Annotated in this window: 17 protein-coding genes; 2 read left to right on the forward strand and 15 right to left on the reverse strand. The window is 45.7% G+C overall.

Translation table 11 applies throughout. The annotated features are described in order from the left end of the window. Positions 1-3 precede the first annotated feature (3 nt). The 6 genes from LEP1GSC052_RS09615 to LEP1GSC052_RS09640 all read right to left on the reverse strand — a co-directional run bounded on the left by LEP1GSC052_RS09615 (position 4) and on the right by LEP1GSC052_RS09640 (position 4,829). Positions 4-1,740, reverse strand: a complete 1,737-nt coding sequence (locus LEP1GSC052_RS09615; protein ID WP_020986602.1) for an ArnT family glycosyltransferase — start codon at positions 1,738-1,740, stop codon at positions 4-6. An 11-nt stretch (positions 1,741-1,751) separates the two neighbouring features. After that, positions 1,752-2,036, reverse strand: coding sequence for a Cys-rich protein (locus LEP1GSC052_RS09620; RefSeq protein ID WP_010575592.1), 285 nt, complete (start codon positions 2,034-2,036; stop codon positions 1,752-1,754). A 30-nt stretch (positions 2,037-2,066) separates the two neighbouring features. Next, the gene (rlmN, locus tag LEP1GSC052_RS09625; RefSeq protein WP_010575593.1) at positions 2,067-3,128 is read right to left on the reverse strand and encodes a dual-specificity RNA methyltransferase RlmN; all 1,062 of its coding nucleotides are present in this window, start codon (positions 3,126-3,128) and stop codon (positions 2,067-2,069) included. 97 nt (positions 3,129-3,225) lie between these two features. Beyond that, entirely contained in the window at positions 3,226-3,609 is a 384-nt protein-coding gene (locus tag LEP1GSC052_RS09630; RefSeq protein ID WP_010575594.1) for a hypothetical protein, read from the reverse strand. A gap of 122 nt (positions 3,610-3,731) precedes the next feature. Beyond that, positions 3,732-4,490, reverse strand: a complete 759-nt coding sequence (locus LEP1GSC052_RS09635) for an indole-3-glycerol-phosphate synthase (protein ID WP_010575595.1) — start codon at positions 4,488-4,490, stop codon at positions 3,732-3,734. Positions 4,491-4,496: 6 nt separating this feature from the next. Continuing rightward, positions 4,497-4,829 (reverse strand): STAS domain-containing protein, encoded by a 333-nt coding sequence (locus LEP1GSC052_RS09640; RefSeq protein ID WP_010575596.1) that lies wholly within the window; start codon positions 4,827-4,829, stop codon positions 4,497-4,499. A 79-nt stretch (positions 4,830-4,908) separates the two neighbouring features. On the opposite strand from LEP1GSC052_RS09640, the gene murD reads away from it, so the two are divergent. Beyond that, entirely contained in the window at positions 4,909-6,330 is a 1,422-nt protein-coding gene (gene murD / locus LEP1GSC052_RS09645; protein WP_020986806.1) for a UDP-N-acetylmuramoyl-L-alanine--D-glutamate ligase, read from the forward strand. 16 nt (positions 6,331-6,346) lie between these two features. On the opposite strand, the gene tnpA is transcribed toward murD, so the two are convergent. The 8 genes from tnpA to LEP1GSC052_RS09685 all read right to left on the reverse strand — a co-directional run bounded on the left by tnpA (position 6,347) and on the right by LEP1GSC052_RS09685 (position 17,145). Beyond that, positions 6,347-7,999 carry an IS66 family insertion sequence element accessory protein TnpA gene (gene tnpA / locus LEP1GSC052_RS09650; RefSeq protein WP_020986486.1) on the reverse strand — a complete coding sequence of 551 codons (1,653 nt, stop codon included), beginning with the start codon at positions 7,997-7,999 and terminating at the stop codon, positions 6,347-6,349. A 336-nt stretch (positions 8,000-8,335) separates the two neighbouring features. Further along, the gene (locus LEP1GSC052_RS09655) at positions 8,336-10,318 is read right to left on the reverse strand and encodes an HD family phosphohydrolase (protein WP_010575598.1); all 1,983 of its coding nucleotides are present in this window, start codon (positions 10,316-10,318) and stop codon (positions 8,336-8,338) included. A gap of 165 nt (positions 10,319-10,483) precedes the next feature. Next, positions 10,484-11,878 carry a flagellar hook protein FlgE gene (gene flgE, locus LEP1GSC052_RS09660; protein ID WP_010575599.1) on the reverse strand — a complete coding sequence of 465 codons (1,395 nt, stop codon included), beginning with the start codon at positions 11,876-11,878 and terminating at the stop codon, positions 10,484-10,486. Positions 11,879-11,905: 27 nt separating this feature from the next. Continuing rightward, complete coding sequence (locus LEP1GSC052_RS09665; protein ID WP_040912939.1) at positions 11,906-12,625, reverse strand: flagellar hook capping FlgD N-terminal domain-containing protein; 720 nt, start codon at positions 12,623-12,625, stop codon at positions 11,906-11,908. A 15-nt stretch (positions 12,626-12,640) separates the two neighbouring features. Next, positions 12,641-14,254: a flagellar hook-length control protein FliK gene (locus LEP1GSC052_RS09670; protein ID WP_010575601.1), complete on the reverse strand. Its 1,614-nt coding sequence runs from the start codon at positions 14,252-14,254 to the stop codon at positions 12,641-12,643. Between the two features lie 304 nt (positions 14,255-14,558). Continuing rightward, positions 14,559-15,269, reverse strand: coding sequence for a hypothetical protein (locus tag LEP1GSC052_RS09675; protein WP_010575602.1), 711 nt, complete (start codon positions 15,267-15,269; stop codon positions 14,559-14,561). A gap of 55 nt (positions 15,270-15,324) precedes the next feature. After that, positions 15,325-16,590 (reverse strand): hypothetical protein, encoded by a 1,266-nt coding sequence (locus LEP1GSC052_RS09680; protein WP_010575603.1) that lies wholly within the window; start codon positions 16,588-16,590, stop codon positions 15,325-15,327. 3 nt (positions 16,591-16,593) lie between these two features. Continuing rightward, on the reverse strand, positions 16,594-17,145 hold the full coding sequence (locus LEP1GSC052_RS09685; RefSeq protein WP_010575604.1) for a thioredoxin family protein: 552 nt from the start codon (positions 17,143-17,145) through the stop codon (positions 16,594-16,596). Between the two features lie 343 nt (positions 17,146-17,488). Here LEP1GSC052_RS09685 and LEP1GSC052_RS21255 point away from each other — a divergent pair, with 343 nt between their 5' ends. Continuing rightward, positions 17,489-17,863 (forward strand): DUF1499 domain-containing protein, encoded by a 375-nt coding sequence (locus LEP1GSC052_RS21255; RefSeq protein WP_100736684.1) that lies wholly within the window; start codon positions 17,489-17,491, stop codon positions 17,861-17,863. A gap of 31 nt (positions 17,864-17,894) precedes the next feature. On the opposite strand, the gene carB is transcribed toward LEP1GSC052_RS21255, so the two are convergent. Continuing rightward, positions 17,895-21,215 (reverse strand): carbamoyl-phosphate synthase large subunit, encoded by a 3,321-nt coding sequence (gene carB / locus LEP1GSC052_RS09695; RefSeq protein WP_020985743.1) that lies wholly within the window; start codon positions 21,213-21,215, stop codon positions 17,895-17,897. Positions 21,216-21,222: the final 7 nt, after the last annotated feature.

Here is a 21,222-nt window from a genome sequence, read left to right on the forward strand (position 1 = left end):
CTCTCATTTTTTCTTAGAATTTTTTAAGGTCGCTTTCATCAAAATCACCTTGCCGACGATCTGATCTCTTTGCGCTTTCAGAAAGAATTTTCCTTCCGGAGTCGCGACTTTGTAGGACAGAAATTCCTGAACGGTTTCGAACTTGAGATCGTTTCCGAAAAACTCGTCCATCTTCGGAAGCCATTTGTCTTGAACGATCAGATAACGTTGTCCGTCCTTCTGAACGGCTTCGGTTAAAATCGCGGGATCAAAAAGCGTTCTTGAAATCCTCTGAGAATAATACGCATACGATCGTTTGGACGCTGGAACTCCGAACAAAAACAACTTTTCCTTACCGGCTTCGTGTTCTCTGATAAAGGCTCCGATTTGTTTGGAAGGTTGATACGAAGTCAACATCGGATACAGATACAAACTTACGATCGAGAAGAATAAGGAAACCGGAAAGATCCAGGACGCGAGCAACCTTCCCTCTTTACCCGATTGAAAAAATACCCAAAGAAAAATTCCGAGATAAACCAAGGGGAGAATCACGTAACTCCAACCGACGGAAACGCTGATCGAAGGTAGAATAAAGACCGTCGCCAAAAATGCGCCCGCGGTAAAGAGCAACAATGTTTGACCGATCTTGTCGAACGTGTTTCCGTTCTTACGGTCCCGAATGGAAAGAAGGATGGATTCCAAAACGCCGGAACCGATCACGGCCGCCGCGGGCAAACACCAATAGATGTATTGAGGAAGCTGATATCTGGAAAAACTGATCAAAAACAGAAACAGAAACAACCAGAAACCGGGAACAAAATCCGAATTCTTATATTCGTTATTTAGAATATTCTTAAATAGTCCTTTTACCTTTCCTTCCTTAAAAAAGATCCGAACCCGATCGACTACGAATCCGGCGAACGGAAGTATAAAAACTCCGAACGCCCACGAAAAGTTGGAATAGAAAAACAAGGGATTGAATTTCTGGTTATACATCTTTACGTAAAAACGACCGAAGGATTGAATCCACAAAAAGAAATAAGGACCGTAGGTTTGAAACTCGAGATACAAAGGGATCGACCATAAAAGAGGAGGAAGAATCGCGAGCAAAGCACCGGGAAACAATTTCATTTCCAGAAGCCGTTTCCAATCCCTTCTAAAAAGAATATCCCCTCCGATCGAAAGCCCCGGAATCACCATCGCGATCGGGCCCTTCGTGATAAAACCGAGGCCCATCGCAAAATACATTAGAAAATAATAATTCTTATTCTTCTTAAAACCCAAGTAGTAAAACGTATGAACCAGAATCAGATACGGCGTAAGATACACGTCGATCTTCGGATCGACCACCATCGAATAAAGACCGGGAGAAAGAGCGTATAAAAACGTAGCGATCCAAGCGCGCAGACTGCTTCCCGAATAAAGCTCCGTAAGTTTGAACATTCCCCAGAGGGAAAGAAACGTGAACAAAAGAGCAGGAAGACGAAACGCGAAGTTTTGATAACCGAATACGAGAAAGGAAAGGGAAATTTTCCAAAAGGTAAGAATCGGTTTGTCCAAATATCTTCTACCGTTGTCGCGGATAAAGAACGGATTCCCGCCTTCCACCATCTCCCTGGAAATTTCGGCGTATTGCGAAGAATCGATATCGATCACGTCGAGAGGAAGCGTAAAGATCAAAGGAAGAATCGAAACGATCAAAAGAACGAAAAGGACCTTGATTGAAATCGGCTGTTTGTTATCTGCGGAAATCTGATTCATAAGAACTCCTTTCAATCCATAAACCCGGATTCCATCACGCAAGTATTAAAACCTTTGCATGTGGTTTCGGATTCGAAGCAGGGAAGAACGAAACTTTGCTCGCGGATACAACCGCTTTCGCAATCGATCATCGCTTGGTTTTTTTCCGCGTCGGTCACCTTCACGTCCTTAAACGTTGTCACGGCGCACTGAACGAAGAACTTACAAGCGGAACTGCATTTTTGCTGAACGTATTCCTGACAGGAAACGAAAGATGATAGGCATAAAAAAAGAATAATAGTTCTTTTTAGATTCATTGCCCCATTTTTCAGAAACGAAAGCTGAGGTCAACTTTTTGAGGCGAGCATTCCGCAGGCCCCGAAGATATCTTTTCCGGGCGATCTTCGATTGAGAATCGGAACTCCGGCCGGTTCCAAAAGAGCGATGAACTCCATCACTTCTTCTCGAGTCGGCCTTCTCCATCCGAAAAATTCCGTGTTGAGTGGGATCACGTTGATCTTGCAGTCGAGGGATCTCGCGATCTTTACGAGCTTGTTCGCGTTTTCGACTCCCATGTTCACGCCGGGAATCATCACGTATTCGAATGTGATTCTTCTTTTTAATTCTCTCGTAAAATCCTTTGCGGCTTGTAAAAGTTCGGGAAGAGAAAACTTCTCCTCTATGTCCATGATCTCCAGTCTTCCGCTCGGATCTGGATGATTGAGAGAAATCGCGAAGTTATACGGTTCCTTGTTTTCTATAAAACGTCTGATCCCGTTGACCACTCCGGAAGTGGAGATCGTGATGCGTTTTGCCCCGAGGTTGAGCGCGTCCGGATCGTGAAGGATGGAAGCCGCGCGGATCACGTTGAAATAATTGTGAAGGGGTTCGCCCATTCCCATAAAGACGACGTTAGTCGCCTTGTCCTTTACGATTTTTTCCACCTGAAGAATCTGGTCCACGATCTCGTGGGCCTTTAGATTTCCTTGAAATTCTAATTTAGCGGTGGCGCAAAATTTACAGTTCAGCGTACATCCGACCTGCGAAGAAATGCAGATCGTTTTTCTTCCTCCGTCTCCGGAAGGAATCCAAACGGCTTCGAATTCTTTTCCGTTGCCGAGTTCGGAAGTGAACGTGAACTTCTGCGTTCCGTCCACGGATTTCAAATGTTTCGAAACTTGAAGTTGTGTTAAAGAACAAAGGTCTTCCAGTTTTTCCTTAAGCGCTTTGGAAAATGTGGAGAATTGATCCCAAGATTCGTAGCGGTTTACGTATAAACCGTGATAGATCTGTTTTGCACGGAACGGTTTTTCCCCGAGAGAAATCATAATTTCCGAAAGTTCCTTTAGGGTTCTTCCCTTGAGCGGAATCTTACCGGTTTGAACTTCTCCGAGTGTGTCTTGAGTCATAAGGAAAGCCTTCTTTGTCGATTTTTTTGCAACGCCCTCGAGTGCATACTCTTTTCAAGCGGATCTTTTTCGGATTCTTATGTTCCAAGAAACTCGATCAACGAAAGGATTTATAAAATAAGAACGGAGCAAGTCCGATCCAAATCAAAAGAAGAGGCCAACATTCCCCTTTCCAAAGAGAATGAACTTCCCAAAACGTTTCGAAAGAATCTTTTCCCCCGAACACGATCATCGTAAACTCGAACGTTTCGGTTAACAAAATCCATATAAGACCGACTTGAATCGCCTGTTTTTTATTTTCAAAAGGTTTAAACCTTACGATCGCCCAGATCGGAATCGAAAGAAAAATCATTCCCGTAAAAACGGAAATTTGATGGGATAAGAATTCTCCCGTCGCGTTTTTATAAACGAGCTCGCGAACGGCCGCGTTGATAAACGCGAACACCAAAAGCAGAAACCAACCCAAAGTATATACGATCATCGTTTTTTCCCCGATCGAACATATCGGATTTTTTTCGGATTGTAAAGTACGTATTTGAAAGGAAGAATCCCTTAAGACACAAGAAGATTCCTTAAAAAAACGGATAAGAATAGTTTAAAATTCTAAAATAGATCCAGCCAGGCTTTGCGGATGTCCGGCTTTTCCATAAAATAGGTGCCGATCAATGCGGCGTCGACCAACTTGCGAAACGCGTCGAGGTCGGAACGGTTTTTCACTCCCGATTCTCCCACCTTCACGATGTTAGGGGGTAAGAACGCGGACACTTCTTCAACGAGATTCTTATGAATCTGAAACGTGTCCAAATCTCTTGTGTTGATTCCGATGATTTCCGCTCCGCAATCGAGCGCGAGTTTTGCCTCGTCCGCGGTATGAACTTCCACGAGAGAATCCATTCCGAGCGCGGAAGCGGTTTTCAAAAAAGTACGAATCTGCTCCGGTGTCAAAATTCTCACGATCAAAAGAATCGCGGAAGCTCCGTAGGCTCTCGCTTCTCGGATTTGAATCTCGTCCAAGATAAAATCCTTTCTCAAAACGGGGATCTTCAACTCGGAAGAAACGTTTTTCAAATCCTCCAAAGAACCGCCGAAATAATCCCGATCCGTTAAAACCGAAACCGCGGAAGCTCCCGAAGCCTCGTATGTTTTTGCGATTTGAACGGGATCGTAATCCGCGCGGATTTCACCGGCGGAAGGACTCTTACGTTTGCATTCCGCGATGATGGAGAAGGTCCTGCTTCTTAAAGAATCGCGAAGACCGAGTCCGCGATACGGAGCGGGATCACAATCTACGATCGCTTTGATTTCGTTTTGTTTTGTGGAGATGATTTCCCGGAGCACCCGGTGGAGTTGAGCTGAAGACATCGAGGCTTAGAAGGATTTCAAAGCCTCGTCTTCGGTTTCGCGGATATCAAAAAGAGATGTGAGTTCGATTACGTCGAAGATCCGCTTGACCGCGGGTTTGATATTACTGATTTTTAATGCACCCTCTTTGGAGTTCAACTTTCTAAGGGTGGAGATACAAGCTCTGAAACCGGACGAGGACATATAATCCACTTCCTGCATATTCAGAATTACTTTTTTATGACCTTGATTGTCGATCAGATCATTCAGATTTTCCTCAACCTCATTGGCGATGGAAACATCCAAACGTCCTTTGAGATAAACAATCAAAACACCGTCGCGTACTTTGTGATCGAGCAAGGGAATATCCTTAGTTTTTTGCTACTGACAACTATCGGGGGTGAAAATAACCTGTCAATCACTGTTCACCGGTCCAAAAATGAAATTTCCAGAGTCCCTGAAAGGTTTGAAGACTCTCGTTCTCGGAGGAGGAATCTCCGGCAACTCCGCTCTCCAACTTTTGATCTCCGAAGATGCGCAACCGATTCTTTGCGATCGCAATCGACCCGAGTCCATCCAAGTTCCTTTTCTTCCCGATAACATAGATCCGAATCACCTTCCGGAAATTTCTCTGATCGTAAAATCGCCCGGCGTCCTTCCGACTCATCCGATTCTTTCGTATGCGATCGAAAAAAAGATTCCCGTGTTCTCGGAGATCGACCTTGGAAAAAAGTTTTTTCACGGGAGAATCATCGGAGTCACGGGCACGGACGGAAAATCTACGACAACTTCGCTGACCGCGCATCTTCTTCGGAAAGATTTTTCCGATCTTCAGGAAGGCGGCAACTTGGGAATTCCGTTTACTTCGTTTAGCAAAAAACCGATTTCGCTCGCGGTTCTCGAACTTTCCAGTTATCAACTCGACGATTCTTCCTCTTTGAATCTGAACGTTTCCGTTTTCTTAAATCTCGCGCCGGATCATTTGGAAAGACACAAGACGATGGAGAATTATTTCCAAGCCAAGTTGAAGATCGCGGATCTTTTCAATCCCGGACATACCTTGGTCGTTTCCGAAAAGATTCGGGAAAAAATCGAAGGCTCCGTTTCGTTTCAATGCAAGTTGAAGAGTTTCGGAAGAACGTCCTCTTCGGACGCGTTTCTGGATGAGAATTCTCTGACGATCCGAACGTCCTTGTTTACGTATGATATTTCTCGCTTTCATCTTCCCGGAACGCACAATCGGGAGAATCTCGCGGCTTCCATTCTCGCCGCGGAAGCCATCGGCGGAAAACCGGAATCGATCCAGGCTCAGATTCCATTGTTTCAGGGACTTCCTCATCGGTTTCAAATCGCGGGTGAAAAACACGGACTTTCGTTTATCAACGATTCCAAATCCACGAACCTTCACAGTATGCTTGCGGGTATGGCGACTTGGAAGAATCTTCCGCAAACCTGTCTCATTCTCGGCGGAAGACCGAAACAGGAAGATCCGAAACCGCTTTATGATTTTCTAATCCGGGGAATCGGCTCGGTCGTTTTGATCGGAGAGGCTCGTTCCGTCTGGGAGGAAGGAATCCGCAACACGATCGGAGACAAACTGTTCGCTGCGGAGAATCTAAACGATGCTTTTGGAATATTCAAAAACGGGAATATAATTTCCGAAACGGCAAGTTCCGCGGACAAAACGGATGTTTCGGAAAAAACCGTTTCGAAAAAGATCCGATTGTCGAACGGCGCGGAAATCGGATCGGTGGTTTTTTCCCCGGCCTGCGCGAGCTTCGATCAATACAAAAATTTCGAAGAACGAGGAAATCATTTCCTTTCTTTGGTCGAGGATTTTTTAAACCGAATCGATGGATGAACGTGCGAAAACGAATTCAAAACGTTTTTCTTCTCCAATGAGCGAACGCTTTTTTACTTAAATTTTCTCGGGCGCAAAATTCCTTATCGCTCAATCCGCTTTTTTCCCATTCTTTCAAGAGGGCTTCCCATCGTAACTGAGAGGGTTTTGCGGTTTTTTTCAAAATCGTTTCCACGATCTCCGATTTGTTTCCCATTCGTTTGGATTTGCGCGCGTAGAGAGCGGCGGATTTTTCGTCTCCGAGTTTCCAAAAGATCTCGGCTCGATTGGCGGGATAAATGGATTCCTTCGGATCGGATTCTTCCGCGCGTCGAAACGACTCGATCGCTTCCGAGAATTTACCCATTTCGTCTAACGCACATCCGATACAATTATGAAGTTTTCCGATCCCCGAGACGTCGACCGGGGCGACTTTGGAAAGATTTTCAGTCGCTCGTTTCCAACCCTCCTCCACGGAACCGGAGCGAATCCAAACGAGTCTCGCATCCAAAAAAAGCGCCTCCCCGTTTTCCGGATATTCCGCAAGGACGGACGCAACCCATTCTTCCGTTTTTGAATATTCTTTTTTTCTTAAATGCTCCCAGCCCTTTGCGATTCGATCCGCGACCCTTCTGTGACGGACCTCGTGCACCTCAGTCGTCGGATACGACTCCGATGCGGATAAGATCCGATCTTCGATCGCTACGATCAGATCGTCCAGGTTGTTCATCGCGGTTTTGTTTCGTTTCAACTGAGCCGCAAGTCGATCGTTGACCACGGTAAGGGCCCAACGTTTGGCCACATAAAGACATTTAAGAATCGCAAACGTATGTTTAAAATCCAGAGCGAGTTCCAAAAGCGGCGCTGTTTCTTGGGGAGATTGGATCAGATACGAGGAAAGCAGACTCGCTCCGCCGGCGTATTCGGGTTGTTTTTCTTTTTTGTTCAAGAGTTCCCGAAAGATCAGAAGATTCTTTTCCGGCGAGGCCCAACCCCATATCTCGGCGCCCTCCCTTTCGTGATAAAACCGATCCTTGGGATAATATTCCAATATTTGAATGCATTTTTCTTTCCAAGATTTCTCTTCGTCCGGATCGTTTTTTCCCAAACGATGATACGCGTTTGCTAATGCGAAATAGGCGTCCGTAAGCGAGGAGATTTTCGGATGTTTTAGAATGGAGGTTTCGTATCGATTGAGAAGTTTTAAAATTTCCTCGTCGGAAGCGGCCTTGATCTGATCCTTCAATCGATACGGTATAAAATCGAAGGCGTCCGGATGGACCTTAGGCCGATGAATCGTACGTTTTTGGAATCTTCTTCTTTCCCCGGAAGAACCCCATTGACTTTCGATAAACGGAAGGAGATCCGTTTTCATAGTCGTCCAAGTTTGGTCCGGAAATATATGAAGTTCTTCATGGCTTGCGTCCCAAGCTCCGTACGATTTTAAACGCGGAAGCCATACGAGCGCTTCGTGATATTCTCCGTAAGCTTCGGTATTCGAAATCAAACCCACCGCGTGCGTATAATATTGTCCTTCCTCTTTGGAATGAAATGGCCCGATCCGAATCGAAGTGAATTTGAATTCTTGAGAGGAAGCAAGATCGAACCATCCTTGGGAACTCGACGTTAGTCTTCTTCCCTCGGTTAAGTCCCGTGCCAGATCCTCGGGAAGATCATAATTCTCTTTCATACGGATCTCCTTCCATAAAAGATAGTATATCCTAGAGACAGATCCACCTCTTGGCTTCCGATAATTTGAGTATTTTTTTGCATTCGAAGCCGAAACTTCGATCCGCATAAGAGGCTTTCGATAGGTTTGAACGTTTTAGAAATCTATTTCCGATCGAAGACCATAAATGGAACGAATACGTTAGTTGTTTTAAAGGCCTGGAAGTTCCCGCAAAGACCGTATTCTTAAACGAAGGCGCGACTTCACTACGACAGTTTCAGTATACGTTGAGTCGATCGAGAGGAGAAAGAAAAATCGGATACGGAGCCTGATTCGAAAACGTCCTTATGGTTTCGTCTAACGCAGATAACCGGAACTGTTTAACCTTTCGTAAACCTTTCCCTCGATAAAGATCTTTAACAGATCCTGATCCACGTGATTCTCCCTTGCTTCCATCTGCAGAATGTCGAGCGCTCTTTCGACGGGAACCGCTCGTTTGTAAGGCCGATCCTTGTCCGTAAGCGCGTCGTAGATATCGGAGATCGTCATGATTCTGGATTGAACGGGAATCGAATCGCCCGCGAGGCCCCTTGGATAACCGGTGCCGTCCAATTTTTCATGATGCGCGTGCGCGATCGAAGGAACCATTTTCAGATCGCCGGTCCAGGGGATCTTACTCAAAAATTGAAACGTATGTTCGACGTGGGATTCGATTTCCTTTCTTTCCGCGAAATCGAGAGAACCTTTTTTGATCGTCAAAAATCCGAATTCGTACGGAGAGATCAGACGCAGATTATCTCCGCCCGTGGTCGAATAATTTACCTTTGCAATCTCTTCGAGCATTTGAAAATTAGATTCTTCTAATATGGAAGGTTCGTTGGAATCGACCACGATCTGAAACATCTGATCGAGTTTCTGGTATTCGACCTGAAGTTCGAACTCGAGAGAGGTTTCGTAATCCGCAAAACCCGCGCTCCCGTGTTTTTTGAGATAGTCCGTTTTTTTCTGAAGAATTCTGGATTCGATGTCCTTTTTGATGTATTCGAATCTCCAACGGATCAGTTCGAGCTCGTAGTCCTCCAGTTTTTTGGACTTAACGAGAACCTTTTCCCGAACTCCCACTTTTCCGAAATCGTGAAGCAAAGACGCATAACGTATTTCTTTGATCTGTTCCTTGGAAAATTTGATATCCCGGTATTTTCCGTCGTTTACCAAATCCACGGTTTCCGCCAAACCCACGGTGAGAACGGCGACCCGAAACGAATGACCGCTCGTGGTCGGATCCCGGGATTCGATCGCGTTTACGGAAGCGGTCACAAAACCTTCGAAAAGGGCTTCGATTTCCTGCAATAAGTTATTGTTCTGAATCGCGACCGCCGCTTGGCCCGCGACGCTCATCACGAGTTGCGCGGAATAATCGTCAAAGGGAAGAATGTCCTTTCCCTTCATCTGATCCACGGTCAACTTCTGGTTGAAGTTTCTCTTTTTGTTGATAAGCTGAATGACGCCCACTACTTCGTTTCTATGATTCTTCATCGGAACCACGAGCATGGATTTCGTATGATAATTCGATAATACGTCGAAGTTGCTGTTGAACGTATATTCCGCGTCTTCGGGAAGATCGTAAACGTCCGGTATGTTCAAAATTTTTCCGGTGGCCGCGACGTAACCCGCGATGCTCGACTTGTTGATCGGAAGCAGAAATTCTTCCGTGTCGATGTCCATCGATGAAATTTTAAACCGAAGATTGCGGATAAAACCGAGTTCGTCCTTTTCGACGAGATACAAGGAACCCGAATCCGCGACCGCGATCTCTCTCGCGCTGAAAATAATTTCCCTTAGAAGTTTGTTGAAATCCTTTTCGTCCGCAAGACTGATTCCAATCCGAGTCAGTTTTGAAATTTCGTATTTGGTGGTGTTGACCTTGTGTTGAAGATCGAATTGATCGGTGATCATCTGAAGCTGGGTGAACGCGTTGAGAAAGGTTTTGTTCAGAATCATATCCGAAGAAGATTCGGGAAGAATGGAAAAAATCAGATCCTCTTCGATTTTTACGTCGTCCGACTGGGAATAACTGAGCTCGTCGTTCAGAATAAAACGGCTTAAGATCAAAGGATTGCTCTGAAATTGTTTATGAATTTCTCTTTGAGATTCTTTGAGATTGGGAACGGTTAAATAGAAGATAACGTTTAAGAATCCGATGGAATCTCGGATGTTTTCGGACTCGAAAAATTCTTTTAAATTGAGGAATTGGACTTCTAAACGAAGAGCGACCGGGTCGAGTCTTTTGGCGATTGAACGGGAGTCCGTAACTATGTATTTTGGGAACTTCTGACTCATTCTTACCAGGAACCAATGAAACCGTACTGGAAATATAGTGGAAAGAGAATTTTTCCCCGGACCTTGTAAAAAAAAGGAATGAATCTATAATTTGAATAGAATGGAATTCGAATCCTCTTCGGTGAGTTTCAGTCAGCCGAAGAGGACATCGCGAGAAGAAAATCCTTAACGTTTGAGACCTAGGACTTCCTGAATCATCTGATCGGAGGTTGTGATCGTTCTCGAGTTGGCCTGAAAACCTCTTTGAGTTACGATCATGTCCGTAAACTGATCGGAAAGATCCACGTTAGACATTTCTAAAAGCCCCGCGTTGATCTTACCTCTTCCCTGAACTCCCGCCTCACCGATGTTTGGTTCTCCCGAGTTCATGGAATATGCGAACATAGTGTCTCCCGCCTTATCCAAGCCGGCCGGGTTGTTAAAAACGGCGGTCGCAATTCTTGCGAGAGGCTGACGAACTCCGTTTGAGAAAACTCCGGTGATGGTTCCCGAGTTGTCGATCGAGAAAGATTCCAGATAACCCATCGTATAACCGTCTTGTTTTACCGCTTTAGTAGTGAAGTCCGAGGAGAATTGGGTGATTCCGTCCACCATTCCCGCTTCGCCGAGCGCGAGATCGAAACTTTGAACCGCTGGATTTCCGGGGATTCTAAAGGAAACCTTCGCGTTCAACTTACCGCTGTTCATCGAGTCCACGCCGTCGGAAACGTAAACGAGTTTTCCGTCCGGAGTAAATCCGAATTCGAGTTCGGTGTTACCGGGAAGTTGCGTGTTTTGACCGCCGGTTCCGGCCACGTCCGCGGAAAGCTGAGTGGCGTCCGTCATGCTCAAACGAGCCTTCCAAGTGTTATCGCGGACCTTATAAAATTCCATTTTGAATTCTCTTTGAATTCCCTGATCGTCGAAGGTCTTAATCGTCGTTACGTGACCTCTTCTCATCTTCGGATCGGGATCGTTGATCATCGCTGTGATCTCTTCCTGAGTCGCGTCAGGAGGAACCGCAGGCGCGGAAGAATTCAGGTTCGATTTAAAATCGATTTGAGAAGTCGCTCTCGCGGGTTCTTTGGAATAAACCGGAATTACGATGTCTTCGATCGACGCGGAAGAATTGATGAACTTGTTTCCTTTCTCGTCAAGTCTGGAGTTCCATCCCTGAACCTTAAGACCGTTCGCGGGGTTTACGTAGTAACCGTTCTTATCGAGGTTAAAAGCGCCGGCTCTCGTATAAAATTGTTTGTCCCCGTCCTTAACGATAAAAAATCCCTCACCGGACATAGCCACGTCCGTATTCTTCCCCGTGGTTTGAAGAGAACCCTGCGTCATGATCTTATCGATCGCGGCGATCAAGGAACCCAGACCCACTTGTTGAGGGTTCACACCTCCGATATTCTCCTTCGGCTCGGAAGCTCCTCTGAGTTCCTGGGAAATCATATCCTGAAACGTAACTCGCTCGGTTTTAAAACCGTGAGTGTTTACGTTGGAGATGTTGTTACCGATGACATCCATGCGGACCTGGTGGTTCTTAAGTCCGGATACACCGGAATAGAGTGACCTCATCATAAAGCTGTTACCTCGATTATCCTTTGTTTATTCGTATGAATTGCTTTTGTCTTTTCCCGGAAACTTCCAATCCGAAGGTTTTTCTTCGGCGGCGGTTTTGTCCTTCAACTCGGGAGCCTGTTCCGCGTTAGCGTCGACCGGCGCGGATTCTTTTTTGTCGGCCTTCAGCTGGGACGCGTTAGGCGCCATTGCGGACGGAGAAGCGGCCGGAGTTTGTTGCATCTGAGCTTGATTGTAAGCCGCTTCTTGTTCTTTCAGAACGGTAGGATCGCTGACCAAAGAAATCTGCTCCACGTCCACGGATCTTCCGTTGACACGAACGAATGTCTTCCCTTCTCCGTCGAAGAAAAGAGCCCCCGCGATTCCGGCGACGTTCTCGCCCGTTACGAAGTCGGGACCGGAAACCAGTTTTCCAACGAGAGAAAAACTCTGACGGTTTCCCATCTTCTGAATTCCGGTGGAGATATTGTTCATCTGTTCGAGAGAAGAGAACTGCGCCATCTGCGCGATGAAGTCCTGATCCTTAACCGGGTTGGTCGGATCCTGAGATGATAATTGCGTGATGAGAAGTTTTAGAAAATCGTCCTTGCCGAGAGCCTTAACCGTCGAACGAATCTCGATTCCTTTGAGACCGTTCTTCTCTTCCCTTTCAATATTCTCCATGTGGTTCCTAATATTGAAACTTCTGTCTCCTTCGAGATAACGATCTCTTGTCGCTTGTTGGCTGACGCCTGTGGTCTCTGGCATGATTTCCTCCGAAGCCTATACTTTCAGATCGAGCAGTTTCTCGGTTTTCCCATCGGTTTTTTCCGAAAAACCGTGAGAGTCCTGAGAATTTTCTTCGCCGAAAAGTTCGTCCTCTTCGTAAAAAGAATTTTTGAAATCGGAGTTCCATTCCTCTCCGAAAGCGGCTTGGAAAGAATTTGCGTCTTTTCCGTTTTTATCCGAGTCCTGATTGAATGAGAAAGATTCTTCTCTTTCCTTGACTTCGATGACGAGCGATTCGAGTTCGAGACCGTTCGCCTTCAGATCCTGTTTTAAGTTTGCGAGTTCGGCGACTAACTGTTGTTTGACGGCGTCCGATTCTACTAAAAGTTTTCCGCGAACGATATCCTTGTCCGTGGAAATGGAAAGGGACATCTGACCGAGATCCTTCGGATTCATACGAATGCTCGCTTCGGTTCTTCCGTTTTCGAGAATTTGAACGCGTGCGGAACGAATCAGGTTCTGAAAGTTTTGTTGAATGTCTCTTCTGGAAAGAACGTTAGTCTCCTTGGATACGGAAAAATCCTTACCGAGTTGGTTCGATTCTCTTCCGGCCGCGTTCGGACCGCCCACTCCTTTTACCAAGGAAGAATAAGAATCGTTTCCAGCGTTTCCGCCGGAACGAAAGGATTGTTCCTGACCGGATTTTCCGGAAGAATTTTCGGAGAATTGATTGAGGACCGCCGTTTTGATTTCTTCTCTTGCGGATGTTTTCAGATTCATATAAGAGTCCGTTTTTTTATCCCTGCTGATCTTCCATTTTTCGGAATCGAGCGCGAGTTCCTTGGAAACTTCGATTCTCGCCTCTTCGGCGCCTTTCAAAACGTTTTCCTTGTTGGAAAGATTTTTCGTATTTCCGTTTTCTTTGGATTCTTTTGCGTTCGTTTCGTTAGCCTTTGAAATTTCGGAAGCGGATTTTGTTTCGGATGATTTCGATTCTTCTTCGCGGATAGATTCTTCCCTTTTGGAGATCGGGCGTTTGATTTCCTTAGAATCATCGAGAGAAAGAAAGGATTCTTCGACTGCTTCTTGAAGCGTCGTATTTTCCTCTTCTAAAGCGACTTCGCTTAACAATTCGGCGGATTCTTCCCTGGAAAAAACGGTTTCGATCAGTTCGCTCGTCGAGGAAGGTTTTGTTTCGAGGGTTTCGATCGAAACTTCCTCGATGATTTCGTTTTGCAGTTCGTCCAGGATCACCGATTCGATTTCCGGATCGACGGTTTCGTTTTGTTTGGCTTCCGTCACGAGAAACCAAGGAAGCGCGGTCACATTAGTCGCTTCTTCAACGGTTTCGAATTCTTCCTCTTCTTTGGAGGTTTCTTCCGTAGCGACCTCGGCCTCGTCTTTCGTTCTTAAGGACTCGGTTTCTTTTTCATCGATGATTTCGGTTTTTTCTTCTTTGTTGGTCGGAACTTCGGTTTTTGAAAACGCATTTTGAATTCCGGTCAAAGTTTCATCCAGTCCCTTCTGCGCGGAACCTTGTAGGGACTTCATCAGATCCAAAAAGGAATTCTTTCCGATGAGCGCTCCTATTGTCGGGAGAGTTGGAGTGTTGTCGGGATATTGTTGTGGTTTAAATTCTGAAATCGATATGTCGCCGGAAATATTCATACTGCGCTCCGCAGTATTAAAATCGATCTTTCACGAAATTCCTTGACGGTTTTTTAAATTATCTTCTTCCCTTTTGTGATTATGTCGCGTTTCTTTTTTCAAGGGAGAATGGTGTGTAGGAACTCCTTCGTTTTCGTCCGGATTAAGTTCGGAAATTGTAGGAACTCATACATTTCTCACGAGGCAGTTTCTAAAAAATGTGGGAACTCATACCTTCTTCCCTAAAACACGAACGTAGTTCCGACCTTTTGTATTCTCCTTCCATCCACAAACGCGAAAATGTGGGAACTCCTGCAAATGCACTCTAAAGAAAATTCAAACGAAGCGGCTTGAGTTCCGCCGACAAGACCGGGATCGGAGTTACGACCTTTCCCAAACGAACAAAAACGTTGCGTTTTGTCGCGACGGGAAATCCGTCGATCGTTTGAAAGTCCGTCGTAAAATGCGCGCCCTTCGCCCAAGGACCGACAATGTCCGCGGTATAATCGTTCCGAACCAAAAGGCCTTCCCGATCGAAACGATACGATTGTCTTTTGCAATGAGTGTGCAGATTTTGCGGGAACTCCGCGTCCACTTGAAAACCCCCGTCCGCAAGTTCGAATTCTCGAACGCCGAACTCTTCGAGAGTAAAAGGCACGCTTAAATATTGGGTGATCGCATAACCGAAAAAATACGAAGTGTCGAGCGGATTCCATCTTCTATATTTCCGAAAACCTCGAAACGTTTCCCTGTAATTCGGAAGATCGAACTCGGCTTCGGTCCGATCCATATTAAAGATTCCTACTTTACCGTTATTGAATATGATTCTTTTTTCGGGAACGGGATAATCTAAAAATTCTGCGATCCTTTTTTTCGGAAAAACGCGCACGTTACCCGGCATCGGAAAGGTTTCATGAAGTCCTTTGAGAATCGGAAGCGGACCGCCCAGAAATGCGAAAAAGAATTCCACGAAATCCATACGATTCCAAAGATCCCAGCCTCCGTATCGAGCGATGGATTTTTCAAGAAGTTTCATAACGATCTCCGATCTTTCATTAGAACCGGATTCGTATCAAAAAATCAACTCTTTGCTATTTGCAGGCTTTTTGTTTGCGAATCATTTCGTTCAGCCTGCCCTCTTCTTCCTGGGTGATATTGTGTCTTTTCAACACGGACTCGGCTAAGACGACCGCTGAAGAATCCTTGTTCGCGCACTGACTGAAAAATTCGATCGCTTCCGCCCTTGTGTTCTGATTTTCCTTGCCCAAACGGATTCGATGCAGTTCCAAACGTTTTTCTTTCGTGGACAAATCCACGATCAGATAATCGGAATAACATTCCTTGATGAGATGATCCGGAAGATCCGTGATCGTACATTTTTTCTTGGAAGAATTTTGTCTTTCGGTTTCGCGATTGGAATCGTTTACGATCCGATCCACCGCTTTTTGCGATTCGGAATTCTCCCTGGTCGGATTCGGAATCAAAGACGAGTTATTTTTGTTTTCCTGATTTTTCGATTCTTCCGTTTTAACGGTTTCGGTTTTTTCAGGAGGATTCATCTTACTTTCAGCGATCGGTTCCTTTTTCAAAAGCCTTTCGAAGAAATAGTCTATCATAAAAATTGAATATTTTTGGATCTTGTCCTCGTCGTGAAAACTCAATACGGCTTTTTTAGCCGACTTCGCGCTCCCGAGAATCTCCGCCTTATTGGCCTTGGATGATTCGAGTTGTTTCACCGTCGCCGCCAAACTCTGGTGGAATTTTTTACGATAAGATTGATTCCAATTCAGAGCCGATTCTTTCAGAAGATCCTGAAAAAGATTGAAACTGCGATCGCGTTCTTTGAGTTTTTTTTGAACCATTTCTCGATAGAGTTTTTTTAGATCGTCGTCCTTCGGAGATTTCGAAGTCGTTTTAACGGGTGGAGGAGTCGGTTGCGGTTCCGCTTTTTTATCGGAGTCGAACCAGTTGTAAACCGTATTCAAAACCCCGTCGACCACCGATTGAAAGATGTCCCCGATCAAAGAGGTTGGTTTGGATTTATGATTCTTATCCGCGACAAGTTTACGATAAATCAATTCGTATTCGAGGTTTCTACTTTTCTGAAGTTCCGCGTATTTATCGGTAAGATTCTTTTTTAATATTCTCCAATCCTGATATAGATCGCCGCTTCTTTTTAAAAAGGGAGTCAGGCCGTTTGGGGAAACGTTGTCCAAAGAGGTTTCGTTTTTTCGAAACTCGTCCCTGAAGTGATCCAAGGTTTTGGTTTCGATTTCGCGATAGTGTTCGCTGATAAAATCCGCGTCTTGAAAGGATTCCGAGGCGATGGGAGTATGATCGGGTGTGATTGCGGGCAATGTTTATTCCTTCCATTTGATGGAACAACCCATCGAAGGCATTTGATTGATCGGTGCGGGATTTCCCTTTACGAGTTGATGGACCGCGTATTCAAGTTCCTTTCTCGAAACCTGTTTTTCGTTTTTCCAGTTGTCGTCCATTCTTCCGTGGTAAAAAAGTTTTTGATCGGAATCGTAAAGATAGATATCGGGAGTGCACATGGCTTTGAGTTTTCGAGCCACTTCCTGAGTTTCGTCGACGAGATACGGAAACGGAATTTCCCATTCCTTGATTTTAGAAAGCATAACCTCGGGAGAATCGTCCGGGTAATCGGGACGAATGTTCGGATTGATCGCGACCGTTTTGACTCCGAGGGAGAGAATTTCTCCCGCAAACCGGATCAGTCTCGGCCAAATCGCCTGCGCATAAGGGCAATGATTGCAAGTTACAACCAGCAATAACCCGGTGGAACCGGAAAGCTGATCGGAAGAATAGACTTTTCCGTTCGGATCGGGCAACTGAAAGGAAGGTAATAAACTTCCCAAGGGGACTTTTTCGGATTCAAGAAGAGACATCGTTTTCGTCTTAGAGTGAAATCCCACTCATTTCATGAAATTATTTTTTTATAGAAAGTAATAAGATTTTTACAAATCAAAACAAAATTCTTTCGCATATTTCCATTTTACTGATATTCTTTTCCGTATGTTTCACGCTCATTTCTCCCGATTTTCTTTTACATTTTCGTTTCAACCCTCTTCAAAACCTAACACGCGTAAGTCGAGTCGACTCGATTCTTCCGATCGAAAGAAGAACGGCGTCCGTAAAACCGATATTCGACGGTTTCGAAATTTCGGAAAATTTCTGTTAGGGATTTTGATCACGTTATGCTTCTTGTTCGGATGTACAGGGACAAGACCGATGACTCTCGGCGTTCAAAACGGAAAATTAGGACTTTGTCCGGAAACTCCGAACTGCGTAAGCAGTTTTTGCGCGGAATCGGACTCGGAACATTTTATCAAACCTCTCGCCTATTCCGGAAAACCCGAGGACGCAAAGGCAAAACTCAAAGCGATCCTCGCCGAAACGTCTCGGACGAATCTTATAAAAGAGGAAGACAAATATCTCTACGTGGAATTTACGAGTTTCTTATGGAGATTCGTGGACGACGTGGAATTTTTGATCGATCCGAACGCGTCCGTAATTCACGTACGTTCGGCTTCAAGGTTGGGAAAATCGGATTTAGGAGTCAATCGCAAGAGAATCGAAAAAATTCGAAGCGCATTCTCGCTTTGAGAAAACGCATTCGAATTTTTGAATGCGTTTCTTAGAGAATTTTCGGCAACGCGTGGATTTCCTGAAGAGAATGGATCGTAAATCCTTTGTTCTTCATCTCCACCATTCCTTTGATGAGCGCCTTAGCCGCGTTAGACGTCGTTAGACAAGGAACCTTAAACCGGATCGCCGCCTGACGGATCGTAAAACTATCGTCTCTCGTAACTCTCGAAAGCGGAGTGTTGATGATCAGATGAATCTTATTCTCCCGAATGTAGTCGAGGGCCGTAGGAAACACTCCGTCATAAACCTTGTTGATCTTGGAGGAAAGAATTCCGTTGTCCGAAAGAAATTTATGAGTTCCGGAAGTCGCGATCAGATTGAAACCGAGTTCGGAAAGATCCTTGATGTAGGAAAGAAGTTCGGACTTGGTCTTATCGTTGATGCTTACGAACACGGTTCCTTGCGAAGGAAGTTCGTCACCGGCCATATATTGGGATTTTAAGAACGCTTCCCCCGCGGTCGCGGCGATTCCCATCACCTCGCCCGTGGAACGCATCTCAGGACCGAGAATCGTATCGACTCCCGGAAATTTATTAAACGGAAGAACGACTTCCTTTACGGAAACCTGAGAGAACGCCATCTCTTTCGGAAGAGGAAGACTTTTCAAAGGTTCTCCCATCATGATCCGAGTCGCGTATTTTACGATCGGATGTCCGAGAGCTTTCGAAACGAAAGGAACGGTTCTGGACGCTCTCGGATTGACTTCGATGATATAAAGAACTTCTTCCTTAACCGCGTACTGAATGTTGATCAGACCCTTGACTTGCAGTTCGAGAGCGAGATTCACGGTGGCCTTACGGATTTCGTCCATCATCTTTTTGGAAAGTGTTTGCGGTGGAAGAACACAAGCCGAGTCGCCGCTATGAACTCCGGCTTCCTCGATATGCTCCATGATCCCGGTTACGAAGACGTCCTTACCGTCGCAAAGGGCGTCCACGTCCACCTCAATCGCGTCTTCCAGAAAAGAATCGATCAAAAGAGGACGATCTTTTGAAATCTCCTCCGCTTTTTCCATATAACGATCGAGTTCTTTTTCCTCGTTGATGATGAGCATCGCTCTTCCGCCGAGAACGTAACTCGGACGAACCAAAACCGGATACGTGATCTTCTGCGCGATCTCTCTCGCCTCTTCCATGGAAGTTGCGATCCCGCTTTCGGGAGAATTCAGTTTCAATTTTTCTAATACTTCGATAAAACGTTTTCTGTCTTCCGCACGATCGATGGAATCGGGGCTGGTTCCGAGAATCTTAACGCCCTTTCTTTCCAGATCCTTTGCGAGTTTCAGCGGGGTCTGACCGCCGAACTGAATGATGACACCTTCCGGTTTTTCGTTCTGATAAATGCGGAACACGTCTTCCAGAGTCAAAGGCTCGAAGTAAAGACGATCGGATGTATCGTAATCGGTCGAAACCGTTTCCGGGTTCGAGTTGACCATGATGGATTCCACGCCCAAGTCTTGAAGTGCGTACGAAGCTTGACAACAACAGTAGTCGAATTCGATTCCCTGGCCGATCCGGTTCGGACCTCCTCCGAGAATCATCACGGACTTAGCGGGAGTCACTTCGGATTCGTCCTCTTCATCGTAAGAAGAATAGAAGTAAGGAGTGTAGGCCTCGAATTCTCCGGCGCAGGTATCGATTCTTTTGTAAACGGGAAGAATCTTTTTAGAACCGAGTTCGGCTTCGATTTCCTCTTCCGATTTTTTGAGAAGGTTTTGAATTTCCGTTTTTTTCAAATCCACACGAAGAGAACCGTCAAGCAGATCCAGAATTTGTTTTTTATTCTTGAGAAAGGAAAGCTGGCGATTGGAAAAACCGGCCTGTTTCATCTTAGAAAGAATGGAATTTCCCTTTTCGGAATATTCTTTTTCCAATTTGAGAAGGTCCTCCATCTGCCAAAGGAACCATCGGTCCACCTTGCAGAGATCGTGGATCTGATCCACGGTGTAACCTTCGTCGAACGCGAGTTTGATGTAAAAGATACGTTTATCGTTCGGACGTTTCAAAAAGGAATCGATCCATTCCTTTCTTTGATCCGAGTTTAAACTTCTTGCATATAATAATTCTTGAAAGTACCCGTCGGAACCGAAACCGTACCGGTCGATCTCCAAGGAACGAAGAGCCTTTTGAAAACTCTCCTTAAACGTTCTTCCGATCGCCATCGCTTCGCCCACGGCCTTCATCTGAACGCCGAGCGTATCGTCGGTGCCCGGAAATTTTTCGAACGCGAAACGGGGAACTTTTGTTACGACATAGTCGATCGAAGGTTCGAAGGACGCGGGCGTAACTCGGGTGATATCATTCTTAATTTCGTCTAATGTGTATCCGATGGAAAGAAGCGCGGCGATCTTCGCGATCGGAAATCCGGTCGCTTTCGAAGCAAGAGCCGAAGAACGGGAAACCCTCGGATTCATTTCGATCACGATCACGTCTCCGTTTGCGGGATTGACCGCGAACTGAATGTTGGAACCGCCGGTTTCCACGCCGATCTCGCGGATGATCGCGATCGACATATCGCGTAGATTTTGATATTCCTTATCGGAAAGGGTTTGTTGCGGAGCTACTGTGATGGAATCTCCCGTGTGAACTCCCATCGGATCGATGTTTTCGATCGAACAGATGATGACCACGTTGTCGGCGAGATCGCGCATCACTTCGAGTTCGAATTCTTTCCAACCGAGAACCGATTCTTCCAAAAGAACCTGGCTGATCGGAGAGGCTTTGAGACCTTTGGAAACTACTTCTTCGAAAGTTTCTTCGGTGAACGCGATTCCACCTCCGGTTCCTCCGAGCGTAAACGCGGGACGAACGATGAGAGGAAGTCCGAGTCTTTTTTTGATTTCGAACGCGTCTTTGAGATTGTTGGCAAGACCGGATTCGGGAACTCGGACACCGATTTTTTCCATCGCCTTTTTGAAGAGTTCTCTGTCTTCGGCCTTTTTGATCGCGTCCACTTTCGCGCCGATCAGTTCGACGTTGTATTTTTCCAAAAGACCCGCGGTGTTGCAGGCGAGCGCGAGATTGAGTGCGGTCTGCCCTCCGACCGTGGGAAGAATTGCGTCCGGTTTTTCTTTCTCAAGAATTTTTTGAACGACTTGAACCGTCATCGGTTCCACATACGTGGCGTCCGCGAGATCCGGGTCGGTCATGATCGTGGCCGGATTGGAGTTCAGTAAGATAACACGGATCCCTTTTTCTTTCAGGGCTTTTGCGGCTTGTGTTCCGGAGTAATCGAATTCACAAGCCTGTCCGATTACGATCGGACCCGATCCCAGGATGAGTACGGAACGGATATCTTCTCTTCTAGGCATACTAAAA

The sequence above is a fragment of the Leptospira kmetyi serovar Malaysia str. Bejo-Iso9 genome, assembly GCF_000243735.2.
GTDB lineage: Bacteria > Spirochaetota > Leptospiria > Leptospirales > Leptospiraceae > Leptospira > Leptospira kmetyi.